The 19,190-nt window shown below is 55.2% G+C and carries 12 protein-coding genes; 6 read left to right on the top strand and 6 right to left on the bottom strand.

Features of this window, described 5'->3' with window-relative positions; translation table 11 throughout:
* Positions 1 to 387 precede the first annotated feature (387 nt).
* The 4 genes from yfaE to ubiG all read right to left on the bottom strand — a co-directional run bounded on the left by yfaE (position 388) and on the right by ubiG (position 5,183).
* A complete protein-coding gene (gene yfaE, locus AC4ICF_RS16005) occupies positions 388 to 642 on the bottom strand; it encodes a class I ribonucleotide reductase maintenance protein YfaE (RefSeq protein WP_003859419.1) in 255 nt (84 codons plus the stop codon).
* Entirely contained in the window at positions 642 to 1,772 is a 1,131-nt protein-coding gene (nrdB, locus tag AC4ICF_RS16000) for a class Ia ribonucleoside-diphosphate reductase subunit beta (RefSeq protein WP_045327964.1), read from the bottom strand. Before nrdB ends, yfaE begins: the two co-directional genes overlap by 1 nt.
* A gap of 49 nt (positions 1,773 to 1,821) precedes the next feature.
* Positions 1,822 to 4,107 carry a class 1a ribonucleoside-diphosphate reductase subunit alpha gene (gene nrdA, locus AC4ICF_RS15995; RefSeq protein ID WP_163330258.1) on the bottom strand — a complete coding sequence of 762 codons (2,286 nt, stop codon included), beginning with the start codon at positions 4,105 to 4,107 and terminating at the stop codon, positions 1,822 to 1,824.
* Positions 4,108 to 4,454: 347 nt separating this feature from the next.
* A complete protein-coding gene (gene ubiG, locus AC4ICF_RS15990) occupies positions 4,455 to 5,183 on the bottom strand; it encodes a bifunctional 2-polyprenyl-6-hydroxyphenol methylase/3-demethylubiquinol 3-O-methyltransferase UbiG (RefSeq protein WP_116338616.1) in 729 nt (242 codons plus the stop codon).
* A 146-nt stretch (positions 5,184 to 5,329) separates the two neighbouring features.
* On the opposite strand from ubiG, the gene gyrA reads away from it, so the two are divergent.
* Together gyrA and rcsC are read left to right on the top strand one after the other, a co-directional pair.
* Positions 5,330 to 7,966, top strand: a complete 2,637-nt coding sequence (gene gyrA / locus AC4ICF_RS15985) for a DNA topoisomerase (ATP-hydrolyzing) subunit A (protein ID WP_116338618.1) — start codon at positions 5,330 to 5,332, stop codon at positions 7,964 to 7,966.
* 134 nt (positions 7,967 to 8,100) lie between these two features.
* On the top strand, positions 8,101 to 10,947 hold the full coding sequence (rcsC, locus tag AC4ICF_RS15980; protein ID WP_163330257.1) for a two-component system sensor histidine kinase RcsC: 2,847 nt from the start codon (positions 8,101 to 8,103) through the stop codon (positions 10,945 to 10,947).
* Between the two features lie 78 nt (positions 10,948 to 11,025).
* Here the strand turns inward: rcsC and rcsB are convergent, their stop codons facing one another.
* A complete protein-coding gene (rcsB, locus tag AC4ICF_RS15975; protein WP_006176468.1) occupies positions 11,026 to 11,676 on the bottom strand; it encodes a response regulator transcription factor RcsB in 651 nt (216 codons plus the stop codon).
* 16 nt (positions 11,677 to 11,692) lie between these two features.
* Positions 11,693 to 14,365 carry a phosphotransferase RcsD gene (gene rcsD, locus AC4ICF_RS15970; RefSeq protein ID WP_491466106.1) on the bottom strand — a complete coding sequence of 891 codons (2,673 nt, stop codon included), beginning with the start codon at positions 14,363 to 14,365 and terminating at the stop codon, positions 11,693 to 11,695.
* Positions 14,366 to 15,109: 744 nt separating this feature from the next.
* Here rcsD and AC4ICF_RS15965 point away from each other — a divergent pair.
* The 4 genes from AC4ICF_RS15965 (at position 15,110) to alkB (ending at position 19,180) form a co-directional block, all read left to right on the top strand.
* Positions 15,110 to 16,222, top strand: a complete 1,113-nt coding sequence (locus tag AC4ICF_RS15965) for a porin OmpC (RefSeq protein ID WP_080328581.1) — start codon at positions 15,110 to 15,112, stop codon at positions 16,220 to 16,222.
* Between the two features lie 115 nt (positions 16,223 to 16,337).
* Positions 16,338 to 17,393 carry an FAD:protein FMN transferase ApbE gene (apbE, locus tag AC4ICF_RS15960; protein WP_316379355.1) on the top strand — a complete coding sequence of 352 codons (1,056 nt, stop codon included), beginning with the start codon at positions 16,338 to 16,340 and terminating at the stop codon, positions 17,391 to 17,393.
* Positions 17,394 to 17,465: 72 nt separating this feature from the next.
* On the top strand, positions 17,466 to 18,524 hold the full coding sequence (gene ada / locus AC4ICF_RS15955) for a bifunctional DNA-binding transcriptional regulator/O6-methylguanine-DNA methyltransferase Ada (protein WP_316379662.1): 1,059 nt from the start codon (positions 17,466 to 17,468) through the stop codon (positions 18,522 to 18,524).
* The gene (alkB, locus tag AC4ICF_RS15950; protein ID WP_316379356.1) at positions 18,524 to 19,180 is read left to right on the top strand and encodes a DNA oxidative demethylase AlkB; all 657 of its coding nucleotides are present in this window, start codon (positions 18,524 to 18,526) and stop codon (positions 19,178 to 19,180) included. The genes ada and alkB overlap by 1 nt, the downstream gene beginning before the upstream one ends.
* Positions 19,181 to 19,190 lie beyond the last annotated feature (10 nt).

Raw genomic sequence — 19,190 nt, 5'->3', positions numbered from 1 at the left:
GGTGAGGGGGAACATACGGCTCCGGTGGTCATTCCGTTCACTTTACGTTCATTGCTACTCTGTAACGACAATACCTGTGAACGTGCCAGGGCGGCTCAATCGCCACCGCCCTGGCGACCCGGGCTCCCGGCGGTAAATCGCCGCTTCGCGGTACCCTCAGCTTATTCCTTCAGGCTATCGGGTCGGGCATGAGCCTGCATCCCTGCAGGCCACGCCCTCTCGGCGCATCCCTGCGCCTCGCCCCGGCCTTACGGAAACGCTTCGGCGATTTACAGCCGGACCAGGGCGTCGCTGAAAGCCTTTAGTCGTTCTGAAACAACGTTATTGCTTCTGCTTATAAATTACTGGGGATTTCTCAGCCCACAGGGAGAGGGGATAAGGACAACATCACATCTCGATCTCAATATCGCCTTTTGCCCGGCAGCAGCAGGGCAAAATTTCTCCTTCACTGATAAAGGCCAGCGGCTCGGTCAGCCAGTCCACCTGGCCTGCGACCAGACGGCAGCGGCAGGAACCGCAATAGCCTTCACGACACTGGTACTCTACCTCCACCTGATGCGCTTCAAGCGCCACCAGCAGGGAAGGATGCTCTTCCTGGCACAGCACTTCGGTGCCAGAAAGGCTCAGCGTTACGCGGCTCATCAGAGCTGGAAATCACTCAGGTCGTCGGTGTTGACTTCAGAATCAATCTGACCGACCAGATAAGAGCTCACTTCCACTTCCTGCGGAGCGACTTGCACGTTATCGGACACCAGCCAGGTGTTGATCCACGGGATAGGGTTAGAGCGCGTCTGGAACGGCAGATCCAGCCCAACCGCCTGCATGCGGATGTTGGTGATGTACTCAACGTACTGGCACAGGATGTCTTTGTTCAGGCCAATCATGGAGCCGTCGCGGAACAGGTAGTCTGCCCACTCTTTCTCCTGCTGGGCCGCCAGCACGAACAGGTCATAGCACTCCTGCTTGCACTCTTCGGCGATTTCCGCCATCTCCGGGTCGTCCGTACCGCTGCGCAGCAGGTTCAGCATGTGCTGGGTGCCGGTCAGGTGCAGGGCTTCATCACGGGCAATGAGACGGATGATTTTGGCGTTGCCTTCCATCAGCTTGCGCTCGGCAAAGGCGAAGGAGCAGGCGAAGCTCACGTAGAAGCGGATCGCTTCCAGCGCGTTGACGCTCATCAGGCACAGGTACAGCTGCTTTTTCAGCGCGCGCAGGTTCACGGTAATGGTTTTACCGTTCACGCTGTGGGTGCCTTCACCCAGCAGATGCCAGTAGCTGGTCATCTCGATCAGTTCGTCGTAGTAGTGGGCAATGCCTTCCGCGCGCTTCTGGATCTGCTCGTTGGTGACGATATCGTCAAACACCACCGCCGGATCGTTCACGATGTTGCGGATGATGTGGGTGTAAGAGCGGGAGTGGATCGTCTCGGAAAACGCCCAGGTTTCCACCCAGGTTTCCAGCTCGGGAATGGAGATCAGCGGCAGCAGCGCCACGTTCGGGCTACGACCCTGAATGGAGTCCAGCAGCGTCTGGTACTTCAGGTTGCTGATGAAGATATGCTTTTCGTGATCCGGCAGCGACTGGTAATCAATACGGTCGCGGGAAACGTCCACTTCTTCCGGACGCCAGAAGAAGGAGAGTTGCTTTTCAATCAGCTTTTCGAAGATGTCATATTTTTGCTGATCGTAGCGTGCCACGTTGACCGGCTGGCCGAAGAACATCGGCTCTTTGAGCTGGTCGTTTTTCGTCTGTGAAAAGGTGGTATATGCCATGAGTGTGTCCTGTCTTACGAAATAAAGGCGGGGATATCCCCGCCCTTCATTAGATCTTACATGCGCCGCTTTCGCAGCCATCGTCCTGAATTGACGGTACCAGGTCATCCTGGGCGTCTTCTGCACCGTCACGGGTGTTGTGATAGTACAGGGTTTTCACGCCGAATTTATAGGCGGTCAACAGGTCTTTCAACAGCTGCTGCATCGGCACCTTACCGGACGGGAAGCGCGTCGGGTCGTAGTTGGTGTTGGCAGAGATCGACTGGTCGATAAACTTCTGCATGATACCCACCAGCTGCAGGTAGCCGTCGTTGTTTGGCATCTCCCACAGCAGCTCGTAGTTGTTGCCCAGCGTTTCGTAATCCGGCACCACCTGACGCAGCACGCCGTCTTTCGACGCTTTAATGCTGACGTGACCGCGCGGCGGCTCAATACCGTTGGTGGCGTTGGAGATCTGCGAAGAGGTCTCGGACGGCATCAGGGCAGAGAGCGTGGAGTTACGCAGGCCGTGCGTTTTGATGGATTCGCGCAGGCCTTCCCAGTCGAGGTGCAGCGGCTCGCTGACAATCGCATCCAGGTCTTTCTTGTAGGTGTCGATCGGCAGAATACCTTTTGCGTAGGTGGTTTCGTTGAACCACGGGCACGCGCCTTGCTCTTTCGCCAGCTCGTTAGAGGCTTTCATCAGGTAGTACTGAATCGCTTCGAACGTCTGGTGCGTCAGGTTGTTGGCGCTGCCGTCGGAGTAACGCTTGCCGTTTTTCGCCAGCCAGTAGGCGAAGTTGATCACGCCGATACCCAGGGTACGACGACCCATCGCACCGCGTTTAGCGGCCGGGATTGGGTAATCCTGGTAGTCCAGCAGGGCATCCAGCGCGCGAACCGCCAGCACGGCCAGCTCTTCCAGCTCGTCCAGGCTGTTAATCGCGCCCAGGTTGAACGCGGACAGCGTACACAGGGCGATTTCGCCATTTTCGTCGTTCACGTCTTCCAGCGGTTTGGTCGGCAGGGCGATCTCCAGGCACAGGTTAGACTGGCGCACTGGCGCTACCACCGGATCAAACGGGCTGTGGGTGTTGCAGTGGTCAACGTTCTGGATGTAGATACGGCCGGTAGAGGCACGTTCCTGCATCATCAGGGAGAACAGGTCTACCGCCTTCAGGCGCTGTTTGCGGATGCTGTCGTCTTTTTCATATTTGGTGTACAGACGCTCGAACTCGTCCTGATCGGCGAAGAACGCATCGTACAGGCCCGGGACGTCGGACGGGCTGAACAGGGTGATGTCTTCGCCTTTCAGCAGGCGGGTGTACATCAGCTTGTTGATCTGCACGCCGTAGTCCATGTGACGCACGCGGTTGCCTTCCACGCCGCGGTTGTTTTTCAGTACCAGCAGGCTTTCCACTTCCAGATGCCACATTGGGTAGAACAGGGTTGCTGCTCCGCCGCGCACGCCGCCCTGAGAGCAGGATTTTACTGCCGTCTGGAAGTGCTTGTAGAACGGGATACAGCCGGTGTGGAACGCTTCACCGCCGCGAATCGGGCTGCCCAGCGCGCGGATGCGACCGGCGTTGATGCCGATACCGGCACGCTGGGAGACGTATTTCACGATGGCGCTGGAGGTGGCGTTGATGGAATCCAGGCTGTCACCACACTCGATCAGCACGCAGGAGCTGAACTGACGGGTAGGGGTGCGCACGCCAGACATGATTGGCGTTGGCAGAGAAATCTTGAACGTGGATACCGCATCGTAGAAACGCTTCACGTAGTCCAGACGGGTCTCACGCGGGTAGTTTGAGAACAGGCAGGCGGCTACCAGAATATAGAGGAACTGGGCGCTTTCGTAGATCTCGCCGGTCACACGGTTCTGAACCAGGTATTTGCCTTCGAGCTGCTTCACCGCCGCGTAGGAGAAGTTCATGTCGCGCCAGTGATCGATAAACCCGTTCATCTGCTCGAACTCTTCTTCCGTATAGTCTTCCAGCAGATGCGTGTCGTATTTGCCCAGCTCGACCATTTTCACCACGTGATCGTAAAGCTTCGGCGGCTCGAACTGGCCGTAAGCTTTTTTACGCAGGTGGAAAATCGCCAGACGTGCAGCGAGGTACTGATAATCCGGCGCTTCGCGGGAGATGAGGTCTGCCGCTGCTTTAATGATCGTTTCGTGGATATCAGACGTTTTAATGCCGTCGTAGAACTGAATGTGGGAACGCAGTTCAACCTGGGATATAGATACGTTGTTCAGTCCTTCTGCTGCCCAGTCGAGAACTCGATGGATTTTGTCCAGATTGATACGCTCGGTAGTACCGTCGCGCTTTGTCACCAGCAGACTCTGATTCATGTGGGTTTTACCTGTCCGTGAAATAAAAAATATCCCCCGCTTATCCACAGATCCGTCTTGTGACTAACTCTGTGGATAAATACTACATATAGGGGGTTTGCGATAAGAAAAACGCTATATGGTGAATATTCTAGTATCGAATCTTTTCAGCACAAGGGTTGATTTTGACGTTAAATTGAGGTTGTGAAAGGGTAAAAAAGCGTAAGTCCTCGTACCGTAAGGCCTGGAAGACATGTCAATAATTAAGAAAAAAAATTCAAAATTTGATCGAGTGCTGATTTCTTCAACGGGAGGTCAGAATTGCGCAACATGATGTCGCGCAATCTTTATAAGAATAACGAATGACGTTAGTCGTTTTTGGCGGTTGTGTGCAACATATAGTTAACATCCACGCCCGGTGCGAGCTTGAATTTATCGGTCAGCGGATTGTAGTGCAGGCCGGTGATGTGCTGCTCTTTGAGCCACGTCTGGTCAACCCAGCTTAACAGCTCGGCCGGCTTGATGAATTTCTTCACGTCGTGCGTGCCTTTCGGCACCATGCGCAGCACATACTCCGCGCCGACAACGGCCATCAGCCAGGCTTTGCCGTTGCGGTTGATGGTCGAGAAAAAGACCTGGCCGCCCGGTTTCACCAGTTTTGCACAGGCGTTTACCACGGACTGCGGATCCGGAACGTGCTCCAGCATCTCCATGCAGGTCACCACATCGTACTGGTGGGCATGTTTGGCCGCGTGCGCTTCCACAGTTTCCTGCACATATTCCACCTGTATACCGGACTCCAGCGCATGAAGACGGGCAACCTGCAGCGGCTCAAAGCCCATGTCCAGGCCGGTGACGGTGGCCCCTTCGCGCGCCATGCTCTCCGCCAGGATGCCGCCGCCGCAGCCGACGTCGAGCACTTTCTTACCGAACAGACCGCCGGAACGCTCCGCGATATAGCCCAGACGCAGCGGGTTAATGCGATGCAGCGGTTTGAACTCACCTTCGAGATCCCACCAGCGGGACGCCACCGCTTCAAATTTGGCAATCTCTTCGTGGTCAACGTTTTGTGCCACCGGGGATTTTTCGGCATTCATGGGCGCTTTTACTCCTTATTTAGCAAGACAAGGGAGTATATCAGGCAATCCCTGTGAATAAAGCGTATAGGTTTACCTGTATCACCGCGGCTGTGTTATAATTTGCGACCTTTGAATCCGGGATACAGTAGAGGGATAGCGGTTAGATGAGCGACCTTGCGAGAGAAATTACACCGGTTAACATCGAGGAAGAGCTGAAGAGCTCCTATCTGGACTATGCGATGTCGGTCATTGTTGGCCGTGCGCTGCCGGACGTCCGCGATGGCCTGAAGCCGGTACACCGTCGCGTACTATACGCCATGAACGTATTGGGCAATGACTGGAATAAAGCCTACAAAAAATCTGCCCGTGTCGTTGGTGACGTAATCGGTAAATACCATCCTCATGGTGATTCCGCGGTGTACGACACTATCGTCCGTATGGCGCAGCCATTCTCGCTGCGTTACATGCTGGTAGATGGTCAGGGTAACTTTGGTTCTATCGACGGCGACTCCGCCGCGGCAATGCGTTATACGGAAATCCGTCTGGCGAAGATTGCCCATGAGCTGATGGCCGACCTGGAAAAAGAGACGGTTGATTTCGTTGATAACTACGACGGCACGGAAAAAATTCCTGACGTTATGCCAACGAAGATCCCTAACCTGCTGGTGAACGGCTCGTCCGGTATCGCCGTCGGTATGGCAACCAACATTCCGCCACACAACATCACGGAAGTGATCAACGGCTGCCTGGCCTATATCGACGATGAAGACATCAGCATTGAAGGGCTGATGGAACACATCCCGGGCCCGGACTTCCCGACGGCGGCGATCATTAACGGTCGTCGCGGCATTGAAGAAGCGTACCGCACCGGCCGCGGCAAGATTTACATCCGTGCCCGTGCTGAAGTGGAAGCGGACGCGAAAACCGGCCGTGAAACCATCATTGTTCACGAGATCCCGTATCAGGTGAACAAAGCGCGTCTGATTGAAAAAATCGCCGAGCTGGTAAAAGAGAAACGCGTTGAAGGCATCAGCGCGCTGCGTGACGAGTCTGACAAAGACGGTATGCGCATCGTGATTGAAATCAAGCGCGACGCGGTGGGTGAGGTTGTGCTGAATAACCTCTACTCCCAGACTCAGCTTCAGGTCTCCTTCGGTATCAACATGGTTGCGCTGCACCATGGTCAGCCGAAGATCATGAACCTGAAAGAGATCCTGAGCGCGTTCGTGCGTCACCGCCGTGAAGTGGTGACCCGTCGTACCATCTTCGAGCTGCGCAAAGCGCGCGACCGTGCACACATCCTTGAAGCGCTGGCGGTTGCGCTGGCCAACATCGACCCGATCATCGAACTGATCCGTCGTGCGCCAACCCCGGCTGAAGCGAAAGCGTCGCTGGTTGCGCGTCCGTGGGATTTGGGTAACGTGGCGGCGATGCTGGAACGTGCGGGCGATGACGCCGCGCGTCCTGAGTGGCTGGAGCCTGAATTCGGCGTGCGTGACGGTCAGTACTACCTGACTGAACAGCAGGCCCAGGCGATTCTGGATCTGCGCCTGCAGAAGCTGACCGGCCTTGAGCACGAAAAACTGCTCGACGAGTACAAAGAGCTGCTGGAGCAAATTGCTGAGCTGCTGCACATCCTGGGTAGCGCCGAGCGCCTGATGGAAGTGATCCGCGAAGAGCTGGAGCTGGTCCGCGATCAGTTCGGCGACGAGCGCCGCACCGAAATCACCGCGAACAGCTCTGATATCAACATTGAAGATCTGATCAACCGCGAAGACGTGGTGGTCACCCTGTCTCACCAGGGCTATGTGAAGTACCAGCCGCTGACCGACTACGAAGCACAGCGTCGTGGCGGTAAGGGCAAATCTGCGGCACGTATTAAAGAAGAAGACTTTATTGACCGCCTGCTGGTGGCCAACACCCACGACACGATCCTCTGTTTCTCCAGCCGCGGCCGTCTGTACTGGATGAAGGTCTATCAGCTGCCGGAAGCGAGCCGTGGTGCGCGTGGCCGTCCAATCGTCAACCTGCTGCCGCTGGAAGCGAACGAACGTATCACCGCTATTCTGCCGGTACGCGAGTACGAAGAGGGCGTGAACGTCTTTATGGCGACCGCCAGCGGTACCGTGAAGAAAACCGCGCTGACCGAATTCAGCCGTCCACGTTCTGCCGGTATTATTGCGGTGAACCTGAACGAAGGCGACGAGCTGATCGGTGTGGATCTGACCTCCGGTTCTGATGAAGTGATGCTGTTCTCTGCGGCCGGTAAAGTGGTGCGCTTCAAAGAGAATGCCGTGCGTGCAATGGGTCGTACGGCGACCGGCGTGCGCGGTATTAAACTGGCGGGTGAAGATTCCGTTGTTTCCCTGATCGTTCCACGTGGCGAAGGCGCAATCCTGACCGTCACCCAGAACGGCTACGGTAAACGTACGGCGGAAAGCGAATATCCGACCAAGTCACGCGGCACGCAGGGCGTTATTTCCATCAAGGTCACCGAACGCAACGGGTCCGTTGTAGGCGCGGTGCAGGTGGACGATGCCGACCAGATCATGATGATCACCGATGCCGGTACGCTGGTGCGTACCCGCGTGTCCGAGATCAGCGTGGTGGGCCGTAACACCCAGGGCGTTATCCTCATCCGTACGGCGGAAGATGAAAACGTAGTGGGTCTGCAGCGCGTTGCTGAGCCGGTGGACGACGAAGAGCTCGACTCTATTGACGGCAGCGTCGCGGAAGGTGATGACGAAATCGCACCGGAAGCGGAGACCGACGATGACGCAGCGGATGACGCTGACGAGTAACGTCTCATGACGCATAAAGGGCCGGATTCCGGCCCTTTTCTTTTGCAGTTGCAGATACGTGAACGTTGCGACAAGCCGCGTTTACCGCTACCTTAACCACATTCTTTTGACCCCGACGGCGGAGCCTCGCCCCTTTGAAATACCTCGTCTCCTTTCGTACCACGCTGAAAGTTTCTCGCTATCTGTTCCGGGCGCTGGCGCTCTTGCTTTGGCTGCTGGTGGTCTTGCTGTCGGTGTTTTACATCGTCAATGCGCTGCATCAGAAAGAAGCAGAGATTCGCCAGGAGTTTAATTTAAGCTCCGATCAGGCCCAGCGCTACATTCAGCGAACATCGGACGTGATGAAGGAGCTGAAGTATATTGCCGAAAATCGACTGACGGCGGAAAACGGTATCCTTGCCCTTCGCGGGCGCAATGACAAAACCGAAGTGCCGGACTTCCAGCCGCTGTTCCCGGACTCCGATTGCTCCACTATGAGCAATACCTGGCGCGGGTCGCTGGAATCCCTCGCCTGGTTTATGCGCTACTGGCGCGATAACTTCTCTGCCGCCTACGATCTCAACCGCGTATTCCTGATTGGCAGCGAAAATCTCTGCATGGCTGACTTTGGCCTGCGCGATGTGCCCGTCGAGCGCGATGATGCGCTGAAAAGCCTGCACGAGCGTATTGTCAAATATCGCAATGCGCCCCAGGACGAGCGCGGGAACAACATCTTCTGGATTAGCCAGGGGCCGCGTATGGGCGTGGGCTATTTCTACGCGCTGACGCCGGTTTATCTGGGCAATCGCCTGCAGGCGCTGCTGGGGATTGAGCAGACCATTCGCATGGAAAACTTCTTCACGCCGGGCAGCCTGCCGATGGGCGTGACTATTCTGGATGAAAATGGGCATCAGCTGATCTCACTCGCCGGGCCGGATAAAAGTTTGAACGTCGATCCGCACTGGATGCAGGAACGCTCATGGTTTGGCTACACCTCCGGCTTCCGCGAGCTGGTGCTGAAAAAAAGCCTGCCGCCATCGTCGCTGAGCATTGTCTACTCGCTGCCGGTGGATATGGTGCTCGAGCGGATACGTATTCTTATTATGAATGCGATTCTGCTGAACCTGCTGGTGGGGGGCGCGCTGTTCACGCTGGCGCGCATGTATGAGCGTAGAATCTTTATTCCCGCCGAAAGTGACGCACAGCGTCTGGAGGAGCACGAGCAGTTCAACCGCAAAATTGTCGCTTCCGCGCCGGTGGGGATCTGTATTCTGCGTACCCAGGACGGGACCAACATCCTGAGTAACGAGCTGGCGCACAACTACCTGAATATGCTGACGCACGAGGACCGGCAAAGGCTGACGCAGATCATCTGCGGGCAGCAGGTGAACTTTGTCGACGTGCTCACCAGCACCCACACCAACCTGCAGATAAGCTTTGTCCATTCCCGCTATCGCAATGAAAACGTAGCGATTTGCGTGCTGGTGGATGTCTCCGCGCGCGTGAAGATGGAAGAGTCGCTGCAGGAGATGGCGCAGGCCGCGGAGCAGGCCAGCCAGTCGAAATCCATGTTCCTGGCTACCGTAAGCCACGAGCTGCGTACGCCGCTGTACGGGATTATCGGTAACCTCGATCTGCTGCAGACGAAAGAGTTGCCGAAAGGCGTCGACCGGCTGGTAACGGCGATGAACAACTCCTCCAGCCTGCTGCTGAAGATCATCAGCGATATTCTCGACTTCTCTAAAATTGAGTCTGAGCAGCTGAAAATCGAGCCGCGCGAGTTTTCGCCGCGTGAGGTCATGAACCACATTAGCGCCAACTATCTGCCACTGGTGGTGCGTAAACAGCTGGGGCTCTACTGCTTTATCGAACCGGATGTGCCGCTGACGCTGCACGGCGATCCGATGCGTCTGCAGCAGGTCATCTCTAACCTGCTCAGCAACGCCATCAAATTCACCGATATCGGCTGCATAGTGCTACACGTTTGCAGGGCAGGGGATTACCTGAGCATCCGCGTGCGCGACACGGGGGTGGGTATTCCGGCCAAGGAGGTGGTACGTCTGTTCGACCCGTTCTTCCAGGTCGGCACCGGCGTGCAGCGTAACTTCCAGGGCACCGGTCTGGGGCTGGCGATTTGCGAGAAGCTCGTCAGCATGATGGACGGTGACATTTCCGTGGATACCGAGCCCGGCATGGGCAGCCAGTTCACCATCCGCATTCCGCTCTATTCGGCGCAGTATCCGGCAAAAGCCGCAGTTGACGGGCTGAGCGACAAGCGCTGCTGGCTGGCGGTCAATAATGCCTCGCTGAATGACTATCTGACGGCGCTGCTCACCCATAGCGGCGTGAGGGTCTGCCGCTATGAAGGCCAGATGCCGGACGTGGATGATGTGCTCATCACCGACGAGATGCCTGAACAGCCGTGGCAGGGGAGAGGAACGGTGCTCTTCTGCCGCCGCCACATTGGCATACCGGTTGAACGGGCGCCGGGGGAATGGGTTCACAGCGTCGCAACGCCGCATGAGCTGTTGAGCCTGCTGGCCCGTATCTACAAAGTCGAGCTCGAAGAGAACGACGGTGCAGGCGCGCTGCCGTCACCGGAAGGTCTGGCGTCAGTGAATGACGATATGATGATTCTTGTGGTGGATGACCATCCGATTAACCGTCGTCTGCTGGCTGACCAGCTTGGATCGCTGGGCTACCAGTGCAAAACCGCCAATGACGGCGTGGATGCGCTGAATGTACTGAGTAAAAATCATATTGATATCGTGCTGAGCGACGTCAACATGCCTAACATGGACGGCTACCGGCTGACGCAGCGCATCCGACAGCTTGGCCTGACGCTGCCGGTGGTGGGCGTAACGGCGAACGCGCTGGCGGAAGAGAAGCAGCGCTGTCTGGAGTCCGGCATGGACAGCTGCCTGTCGAAACCGGTCACGCTGGACGTGCTGAAGCAGACGTTGTCGATTTACGCGGATCGCGTGAGAAAAACCAGAATATAAAAAAGGCCCGCAAGGGCCTTTTACGTTTTTCGCCCTCTTCCTGTGGGAGAGGGCATCAGGCCGCACACCCGTCAGGGATCAATCCTTATCCGATGCGCTCAGCGTAACGGAGGAGAGATAGTTCAGCAGGGCAATATCGTTGTCCACGCCCAGCTTCATCATTGCGGATTTCTTCTGGCTACTGATGGTTTTAATGCTGCGGTTCAGCTTCTTGGCAATCTCGGTCACCAGGAAACCTTCAGCGAACAGGCGCAGAACCTCACTCTCTTTCGGCGACAGACGTTTGTCACCGTAGCCACCCGCGCTGATTTTTTCCAGCAGACGAGAAACGCTCTCAGGCGTGAACTTCTTGCCTTTCTGCAGCGCAGCGAGCGCTTTTGGCAGATCGGTCGGGGCGCCTTGTTTCAGCACAATCCCTTCGATGTCCAGATCCAGCACGGCGCTCAGGATCGCCGGGTTGTTGTTCATGGTCAGAACAATGATCGAGATGTCCGGGAAGTGACGTTTAATATATTTGATGAGCGTGATCCCATCTCCGTATTTGTCCCCAGGCATGGAGAGATCGGTAATGAGCACGTGTGCATCAAGCTTTGGGAGGTTATTGATCAGTGCTGTAGAGTCTTCAAATTCACCGACTACATTCACCCACTCGATCTGTTCAAGTGATTTGCGAATACCGAACAGTACAATCGGATGGTCATCGGCAATAATTACGTTCATATTGTTCATGTATAAGGCTACCTTGCTACAGCAAGCTTTTGACGTAGGCGTCAATGTCGCTGATGTATTTTTCAATGCCAGAGGCATCTTTCTCACGAATTAGATGTTCCAGCGTTTCACATAACTGCTTGCCGGGAACCAGATTAAGCATGGCAAACACCCCTTTAAGCCGGTGTGCTGTCTGTGCCAGCGCTGCAAAATCATTCGCAGCGGACTCAGTATACAACCGCTTCACATCATCTGGTACTGTATCAACAAAGAGGGAATAGTATCCGCTGGCGTGAAGCTCGGCATTTTCATTGCCGCCTAACGGAGATTCCGTTATCTCTTCCTGCGCCAGCTGCTCTTCTATTAGTTGTAGTACAGCTTCCTGCATCGCATTGCTTATATTAAAGTTGACGCGCAGCTGGCCAGGGCCGATTTTCCGCACGCCTGACTCATCATCGCTTAAAAGCAAGCCCGAGGCAGTAAGATTAGACGGATTATCAGTTAAAAACAGATCAAATTCTTGACTTGCCAGCCTTTCATCCGGCGTGATGCAGGCCGCGCCCCAGTTTTCGAGCTGACGAACCACAATATTGCGGATCTCGTTTGAGGTCACATCCACCATCACCACGACATCATCCAGTAGGCGTTCTTCATCTTCTTCCTGCGGATTGGCGGCCATTTTCACGTGCAGAGAGTAACGCGTACCCAGTGATTCACGGGCTTTGATATTCAGATGGCCGCCGAGCTTACGCGCCAGTTGATCGCACAGCCAGAAGGTCAGGGCGTTCGCCTTGCCGTAATGATCGCTTTGCGTGTCATTCAGGAACGGGAAGTGCAGATTATCAATTTCACTCGCCGTGACGCCTTCCCCGGTGTCCAGGATACGGAACGTCAGGCGATCTTCCGCCGACTCGTCGGTGCTCACTTCAAGGGTTATCTTGCCAATCTGCGTGGTGGTCACGGCGTACTGAATAATCATCAGCAGAATACGACGCAGCGCCTCGCGGTCGCCGTGACGTTCGTCATTGGCGGGTAAATGGTTGTTGATCAGTAGCTGCAGCCCTTTGCGCTTAATGACGGGCAGGACTTCCGGAACCACTTCATCGATCAAATCCTGAATGGAGAAGAGAGAAGGAGTGCCTTTCCAGAAATCATTCTCCAGCATGTTCGCCAGCTGGATCTCATCCACCATGCGGACCAGCGAGTCGGCCTGGCAGGCGAGCTGGTGGCTTTCAGACGTGTTTAACGCCGCCGCCTGGGTCGCCAGCGTTTTTAACGGCTGCTTGAAGGCATCGCCAATGTTCTGCATAAATGCTGCGCGCCCCTGCTGGTTCTTCTCATACAGCCTTTGCGCCTGCTTGAGCTTTTTATTCACCAGCACTTCGCGATCCTGATCGCGGATGATGAAGATTTGCGTGCGCGGGGCTACCTGGCTGCGGAACTGACGGATCTCGTACAGTTCATTGTTTATGGTGGCCTGAATGACTCCCTGGTGCTGATCCGCCATGGTGGTGATGTTCTGCAGGTTAAGGTGCGGCAGCAGATGGTCGGCAATTTTATTGCTCATTACCGTGCGATTCGCTTCCTGATCGTGAACTAACACCCCAAGCGGCAGCACGGAAATAATCTCTTCATTGAGCGCGCGCAACACGCGTAGCTCATTGGTATTGCCCGCCGAGACCGCAGACGCGTCGCTCTGGCGCCCAGGCTGGAAGCGGAAGGTACTGTAGCCGAACAGCGCCAGCGCCAGCAGGCCGATATTCAGCAGCAGAGGTAGCAGAATATTTTGCAGGGTGTCGAGCAGCAGCGTGCCAAACGGTACCTGCCACACCAGACGCATGCCTGTTGAGTTCAGCGACGAGCCAATTTCAATTTTCGAGCCGTTAAAGGAGATTGTGACGCTCTCTGCGGCCTCTTTGTCAGACGCCGCACGCATGTTCTGGGTGCTGCTGTCGGGCTCCAGACGGAAGCTGTCGAGCGGCATATCCGGCGGGATCAAATCATTAATGGGTAAATCAAAGGCCACGACTGTCGCCAGATGTCCCGGCTGGTTAAAGGTGGTACGCAGGGTAAAATAGTGACCATTCTGCCATGCCAGCCGGCGCAGCGATGAGAAGCTCTCACGTTCATCAAGGGCGTTGGCCTGCTGCAGCATTTCTGCCCGGCGGGAGTCGACAATGCTGCCGACCGTCGTCTCTTTAAATCCGGAAGAGAGATCTTTCAACGGCAGCGTCGAGATCAGGATCATGCTGTTATCCTGACCGTTCAGATAGTACATCGACCACGGTACCGTTTCTGCGCCCCAGAGGGTATCCAGGTAGGTCGAAATACGCTGCGTCATCTCAAGGGTCGCGCTGTCGTGAGAGCCAAAGATAAGCGCTTCAGTCTTACGCTGCGGTTTTTCGAGGTAGTAGACGTCCTGCTTCAGCCGCGTTTCCTGAAGTCCATCCCCGGACGAACTGGCAGGCGCCGCGGCAATGTTATCGTAAATCTGCCAGGTGGCGTAGCGCCAGGTATCAATGCGCTTGTGAACGGCATGAGTAATATCAACCACCTGATAGCTCTTATCCTTCAGCCAGGCGTTAACCGCGCTCTGCACCATCACGCCCATTGTGACTAACAGCACAACGATCAAAAGAAGAAAGAAACGGGTGATGCTCCCGGGAAGGAGGGAGAATTTGCTCGGGGCGGTAGTTTCAGTCTGACTCATTGATATCTTTAACCCGTGATGGTCGTGCTCTGTGGCGATAGGGCAGTATAAAGGGTAATAACTGAATTTCCAGCGCCACTGTCCTGGAACAGGCGACTTTTTCGATGGCCCGTACAGGAGATGAAGTGTGTGTTAAATGTGTACAAGCCGATGATGCGTGTACAAATACAAAATGCTTTCGCGCATTAAATAGCACGAATTAACAAGAAATTAAGTTTTGTTCAAATTTTCGCATTCTGCGCGGAGGTGGGCGAGAATTTAGTTAATAGTCGTTACAATTTCGCTGCGGTAGCACAAAAAAAAGAAAAGTTACGTAAAGAAGGGTAAAAAAAAACCGAATGCGAAGCATCCGGTTGAATTAGGGATAAACAGACATTCAAAGCTGAATGACGGTAATAAATAAAGTTAATGATGATAGCGAGAGTTATTTTAGAGATTGGAGTCGATCTTGTTTTGTCATTCAGTGCGGTAACGTTTTTTATTTTAACTTATTGATTTAGTTAGGTTGATTTTTCTTTTTGATTATAAGTGCTAAATTTCTAAGCTTTTTGTGCTTTGTAAAAGTTCCTTTTCATTTACATCTTGAAACATGTTGATAGATGAATGAAACATCTTCAAAGTTTTCGTATCATATTCGCATTGGATTATTCTGTAATTTTGCGGAGAATGAAATTGCCGACTGGTTAATGAGGGTTAACCAGTAAGCAGTGGCAATTATAAGGCATATAACAGAGGGTTAATAAAATGAAAGTTAAAGTACTGTCCCTCCTGGTACCAGCACTGCTGGTAGCAGGCGCAGCAAATGCGGCCGAAATTTATAACAAAGATGGCAACAAATTAGATCTGTACGGCAAAGTTGATGGTCTGCACTATTTCTCTGACGACAAGAGTGCTGACGGCGACCAGACCTACATGCGTCTTGGCTTCAAAGGCGAAACTCAGGTTAACGATCAGCTGACCGGTTACGGCCAGTGGGAATACCAGATCCAGGGTAACACGACGGAAAGTGACAACCAGTCCTGGACGCGTGTGGCGTTTGCCGGTCTGAAATTCGCTGAAGCGGGTTCTTTCGATTACGGTCGTAACTACGGCGTGATCTACGACGTAACTTCCTGGACTGACGTTCTGCCAGAATTTGGCGGCGATACCTACGGCTCAGACAACTTCCTGCAGTCTCGTGCAAACGGCGTGGCGACCTATCGTAACCAGGACTTCTTCGGTCTGGTTGACGGCCTGAACTTTGCGCTGCAGTACCAGGGTAAAAACGGCAGCGTAAGCGGTGAAAACGTCGGTGGACGCAGCCTGCTGAAACAGAACGGCGACGGCTACGGTGCTTCCGTAACCTATAACCTGGGCGAAGGCTTCAGCGTGGGTGGTGCGATGTCCTCCTCCAAACGTACCGCTGACCAGAACGCACCGGGCGTTTACGGTAACGGCGATCACGCAGAAGTCTATTCTGGCGGCCTGAAATACGATGCCAACAACATCTACCTGGCAGCGCAGTACTCACAGACCTACAATGCAACCCGCTTCGGTACCTCTAACGGCGACAGCCCGACTACCGCTTACGGCTTTGCTAACAAAGCGCAGAACTTCGAAGTGGTTGCTCAGTACCAGTTCGACTTTGGTCTGCGTCCATCCGTGGCTTACCTGCAGTCCAAAGGTAAAGACATCGAAGGTTACGGCGATCAGGATCTGCTGAAATATGTTGATGTAGGTGCGACTTACTACTTCAACAAAAACATGTCCACCTACGTGGATTACAAAATCAACCTTGTTGATGAAAATGAGTTCACCCGTCAGGCCGGCATCGGTACTGATGATATCGTCGCGCTGGGTCTGGTTTACCAGTTCTAATCGCGTCATCGTGTAACTTAAGGGGCCTGATGGCCCCTTTTTTGTGCTTTTTTTGGGCCTCACAATGCAACCGTTTTGGTGTACTCTTGCCGCCCTGGCATGAGGATAATAATGAATGGACATGACTTTTTTACGCGCCAGCTTTCTGGCTATGCTTTTTTTCCTGACTGCGTGTGATGAACCCGCGCCCGTGGCGAAAACCGATGCACCCGCCGCGACGGTGCTTGAAGGCAAAACGATGGGCACCTTCTGGCGCGTCAGCGTGATGGGCCTGGACAAAACGCGCGCTGATGAACTTCGCGGCAAAATCCAGTCTCAGCTGGATGCCGACGATCAGCTGCTCTCAACCTATAAAAATGACTCGGCGCTGATGCGCTTCAATCTCTCCACCAGTACCTCCCTGTGGCCGGTGAGCGAAGCGATGGCCGATATCGTCACTGAATCGATGCGCGTAGGATACAAAACCAACGGCGCGATGGACGTCACCGTCGGTCCCCTGGTGAATCTCTGGGGGTTTGGTCCCAACAAACAGCCGGTGACCACGCCGGACAGTGCGGCTATTGATGATGCCCGCGCCCGGACAGGGCTACAGCATCTGACGGTCATCAACCAGTACGGTCAGCAGTATCTGCAAAAGGATATTCCCGATCTGTTTGTCGATCTGTCGACGGTAGGGGAAGGCTACGCGGCGGATCACCTTGCCGCGCTGATGATGCAGGAAGGGATTTCGCGCTACCTGGTCTCCGTGGGCGGCGCGTTAGTTAGCCGGGGCATGAACGCCAGCGGTAAACCGTGGCGCGTGGCGATTCAAAAACCGACCGATCGGCAAAACGCCGTACAGGCCATTGTGGATATCAACGGACACGGCATCAGCACTTCCGGGAGCTACCGTAACTATTACGAACTCGACGGGAAGCGTATTTCGCACGTGATTGACCCTCAGACCGGACGTCCCATCACGCATAACCTGGTCTCGGTGACCGTGATTGCACCGACTGCGCTGGAAGCCGATGCCTGGGATACCGGCCTGATGGTTCTCGGCCCGGAAAAAGCTAAAGAGGTGGTTCGTCAGGAAGGGCTTGCAGTTTACATGATCACTAAAGAAGGCGACGGATTCAAAACCTGGAGCTCGCCGCAGTTCAACAGCTTCCTGGTGAGCGACAAAAATTAAAAAGCAAGGTTGCGGGTTTTTTATCACTGGCACTCGGGCACGCTAAAGGTATGCTTGTAAGAGGAGCTGATGATGAAAAATCCAACCTACATGAACGATGAGGATCGCTGGCAGGCCGTTCTGGCTCGCGATCCGCGCGCTGACGATCGGTTTGTTTTTGCCGTGCAGACGACGGGGATTTTCTGCCGCCCGTCCTGCCGTGCCCGTCACGCGTTGCGTAAAAATGTCTGCTTTTATCCTGATGTCCAGCATGCCATTCAGGCAGGGTTTCGTCCGTGCAAGCGCTGTATGCCGGACAAACGCGATCCGCAGCAGCAGAAGCTGGCGAAAGTGGAGCATGCCTGTCGCCTTCTGGAGCAGGATCCCGCGCTGACGCTTGAAGGTCTGGCGCAGCAGGTCGCCATGAGTCCTTTCCATTTCCACCGGCTGTTTAAGTCCATTACCGGGATGACGCCAAAAGCCTGGCAGCAGGCGGCGCGGGGGCAGCGTCTGCGCACGGCGCTTGCGCAGGGAAACAAAATTACCGATGCCGTGCTGGCGGCAGGTTTTCCCGACAGCAGCAGCTATTACCGCAAAGCCAACGACGCGCTGGGAATGACGGCGAAACAGTACCGCAAAGGTGAGGTACCGGTGCAGTACGCCATCGACGACTGTTCATTAGGACGCTGTCTGGTCGCTGAAAGCGAGCGGGGGATTTGCGCGATACTGCTGGGCGACAGCGATACCGAATTAGCCCAAGAGCTGGCGACGCTGTTTCCAAACGCTGAGCCTGCTCCACGTGAAGATGCCTTCGCTCAGCGTCTCCGTCAGGTCATTGCCAGTATTGATAACCGCGCGGTGCCGCTGACCCTGCCGCTGGATATACGCGGAACCGCGTTCCAGCAGCGGGTATGGCAGGCTCTGCGGGACATCCCCAGCGGGGAAATGGCCAGCTATCAGCAGGTGGCGCAGGCGATTGGCCAGCCCAATGCGGTGCGTGCCGTCGCCGGTGCCTGCGCGGCAAACAGGCTGGCGATTGTGATCCCCTGTCATCGCGTGGTTCGTAACGACGGCGCGCTGTCGGGCTATCGCTGGGGTGCGGCGCGAAAAGCGCTATTACTGAAACGTGAGGCAAAACGCCGGGAGGGATAATGCTCGATCTTTTTACGGATGCTGAACCCTGGCAGGAGCCGCTTGCGCCGGGAGCGACGATCCTGCGCCGCTTCGCACTCTCCCGCGCACAGGCATTGCTTGCCGGCATAGAAGAGGTGACGGCCGTTTCACCGTTTCGCCATATGGTAACGCCGGGCGGCTACACCATGTCGGTGGCCATGGCCAACTGCGGGGAACTGGGGTGGGCGACGAACGCGCGGGGCTATCTCTATGCCCCCAACGATCCCGCCACCGGCCAGCCGTGGCCGCCGATGCCTGCAGTTTTTCAGACTCTCTGCCACGAAGCTGCCGTTGCAGCGGATTATCCTGACTTTCGGCCGGATGCTTGCCTGATTAACCGCTACGCCATCGGCGCGAAGCTCTCCCTGCATCAGGACAAAGATGAACCCGATCTGCGTGCGCCTATCGTCTCGGTATCGCTGGGGCTGCCCGCCGTCTTCCAGTTTGGCGGTCTACGCCGCAACGATCCGCTCAAGCGCATCATGCTGGAACATGGTGACGTGGTGGTATGGGGCAGGGAGTCGAGGCTGTACTATCACGGCATTCAGCCCCTGAAGCCCGGGGTTCATCCCCTTACTGGCGAGTACCGCTATAATCTGACTTTCCGTCAGGCGGGCTTTAGCAAACAAAAATAAGAATTATTCT

It is taken from the genome of Enterobacter sp. ECC_219_Taxon_10 (assembly GCF_058354905.1).
Note: the sequence above shows the minus strand (reverse complement) of the source record. Positions and strands in the feature narration are given on the sequence as shown.

Excerpts from the sequence above, each read along its gene's own strand:
- rcsB (WP_006176468.1), bottom strand. The coding sequence starts at position 11,676 with ATGAACAATATGAACGTAATTATTGCCGATGACCATCCGATTGTACTG.
- gyrA (WP_116338618.1), top strand. The coding sequence starts at position 5,330 with ATGAGCGACCTTGCGAGAGAAATTACACCGGTTAACATCGAGGAAGAG.
- alkB (WP_316379356.1), top strand. The coding sequence starts at position 18,524 with ATGCTCGATCTTTTTACGGATGCTGAACCCTGGCAGGAGCCGCTTGCG.
- ada (WP_316379662.1), top strand. The coding sequence starts at position 17,466 with ATGAAAAATCCAACCTACATGAACGATGAGGATCGCTGGCAGGCCGTT.
- nrdA (WP_163330258.1), bottom strand. The coding sequence starts at position 4,107 with ATGAATCAGAGTCTGCTGGTGACAAAGCGCGACGGTACTACCGAGCGT.
- rcsD (WP_491466106.1), bottom strand. The coding sequence starts at position 14,365 with ATGAGTCAGACTGAAACTACCGCCCCGAGCAAATTCTCCCTCCTTCCC.
- AC4ICF_RS15965 (WP_080328581.1), top strand. The coding sequence starts at position 15,110 with ATGAAAGTTAAAGTACTGTCCCTCCTGGTACCAGCACTGCTGGTAGCA.
- nrdB (WP_045327964.1), bottom strand. The coding sequence starts at position 1,772 with ATGGCATATACCACCTTTTCACAGACGAAAAACGACCAGCTCAAAGAG.
- ubiG (WP_116338616.1), bottom strand. The coding sequence starts at position 5,183 with ATGAATGCCGAAAAATCCCCGGTGGCACAAAACGTTGACCACGAAGAG.
- yfaE (WP_003859419.1), bottom strand. The coding sequence starts at position 642 with ATGAGCCGCGTAACGCTGAGCCTTTCTGGCACCGAAGTGCTGTGCCAG.
- apbE (WP_316379355.1), top strand. The coding sequence starts at position 16,338 with ATGGACATGACTTTTTTACGCGCCAGCTTTCTGGCTATGCTTTTTTTC.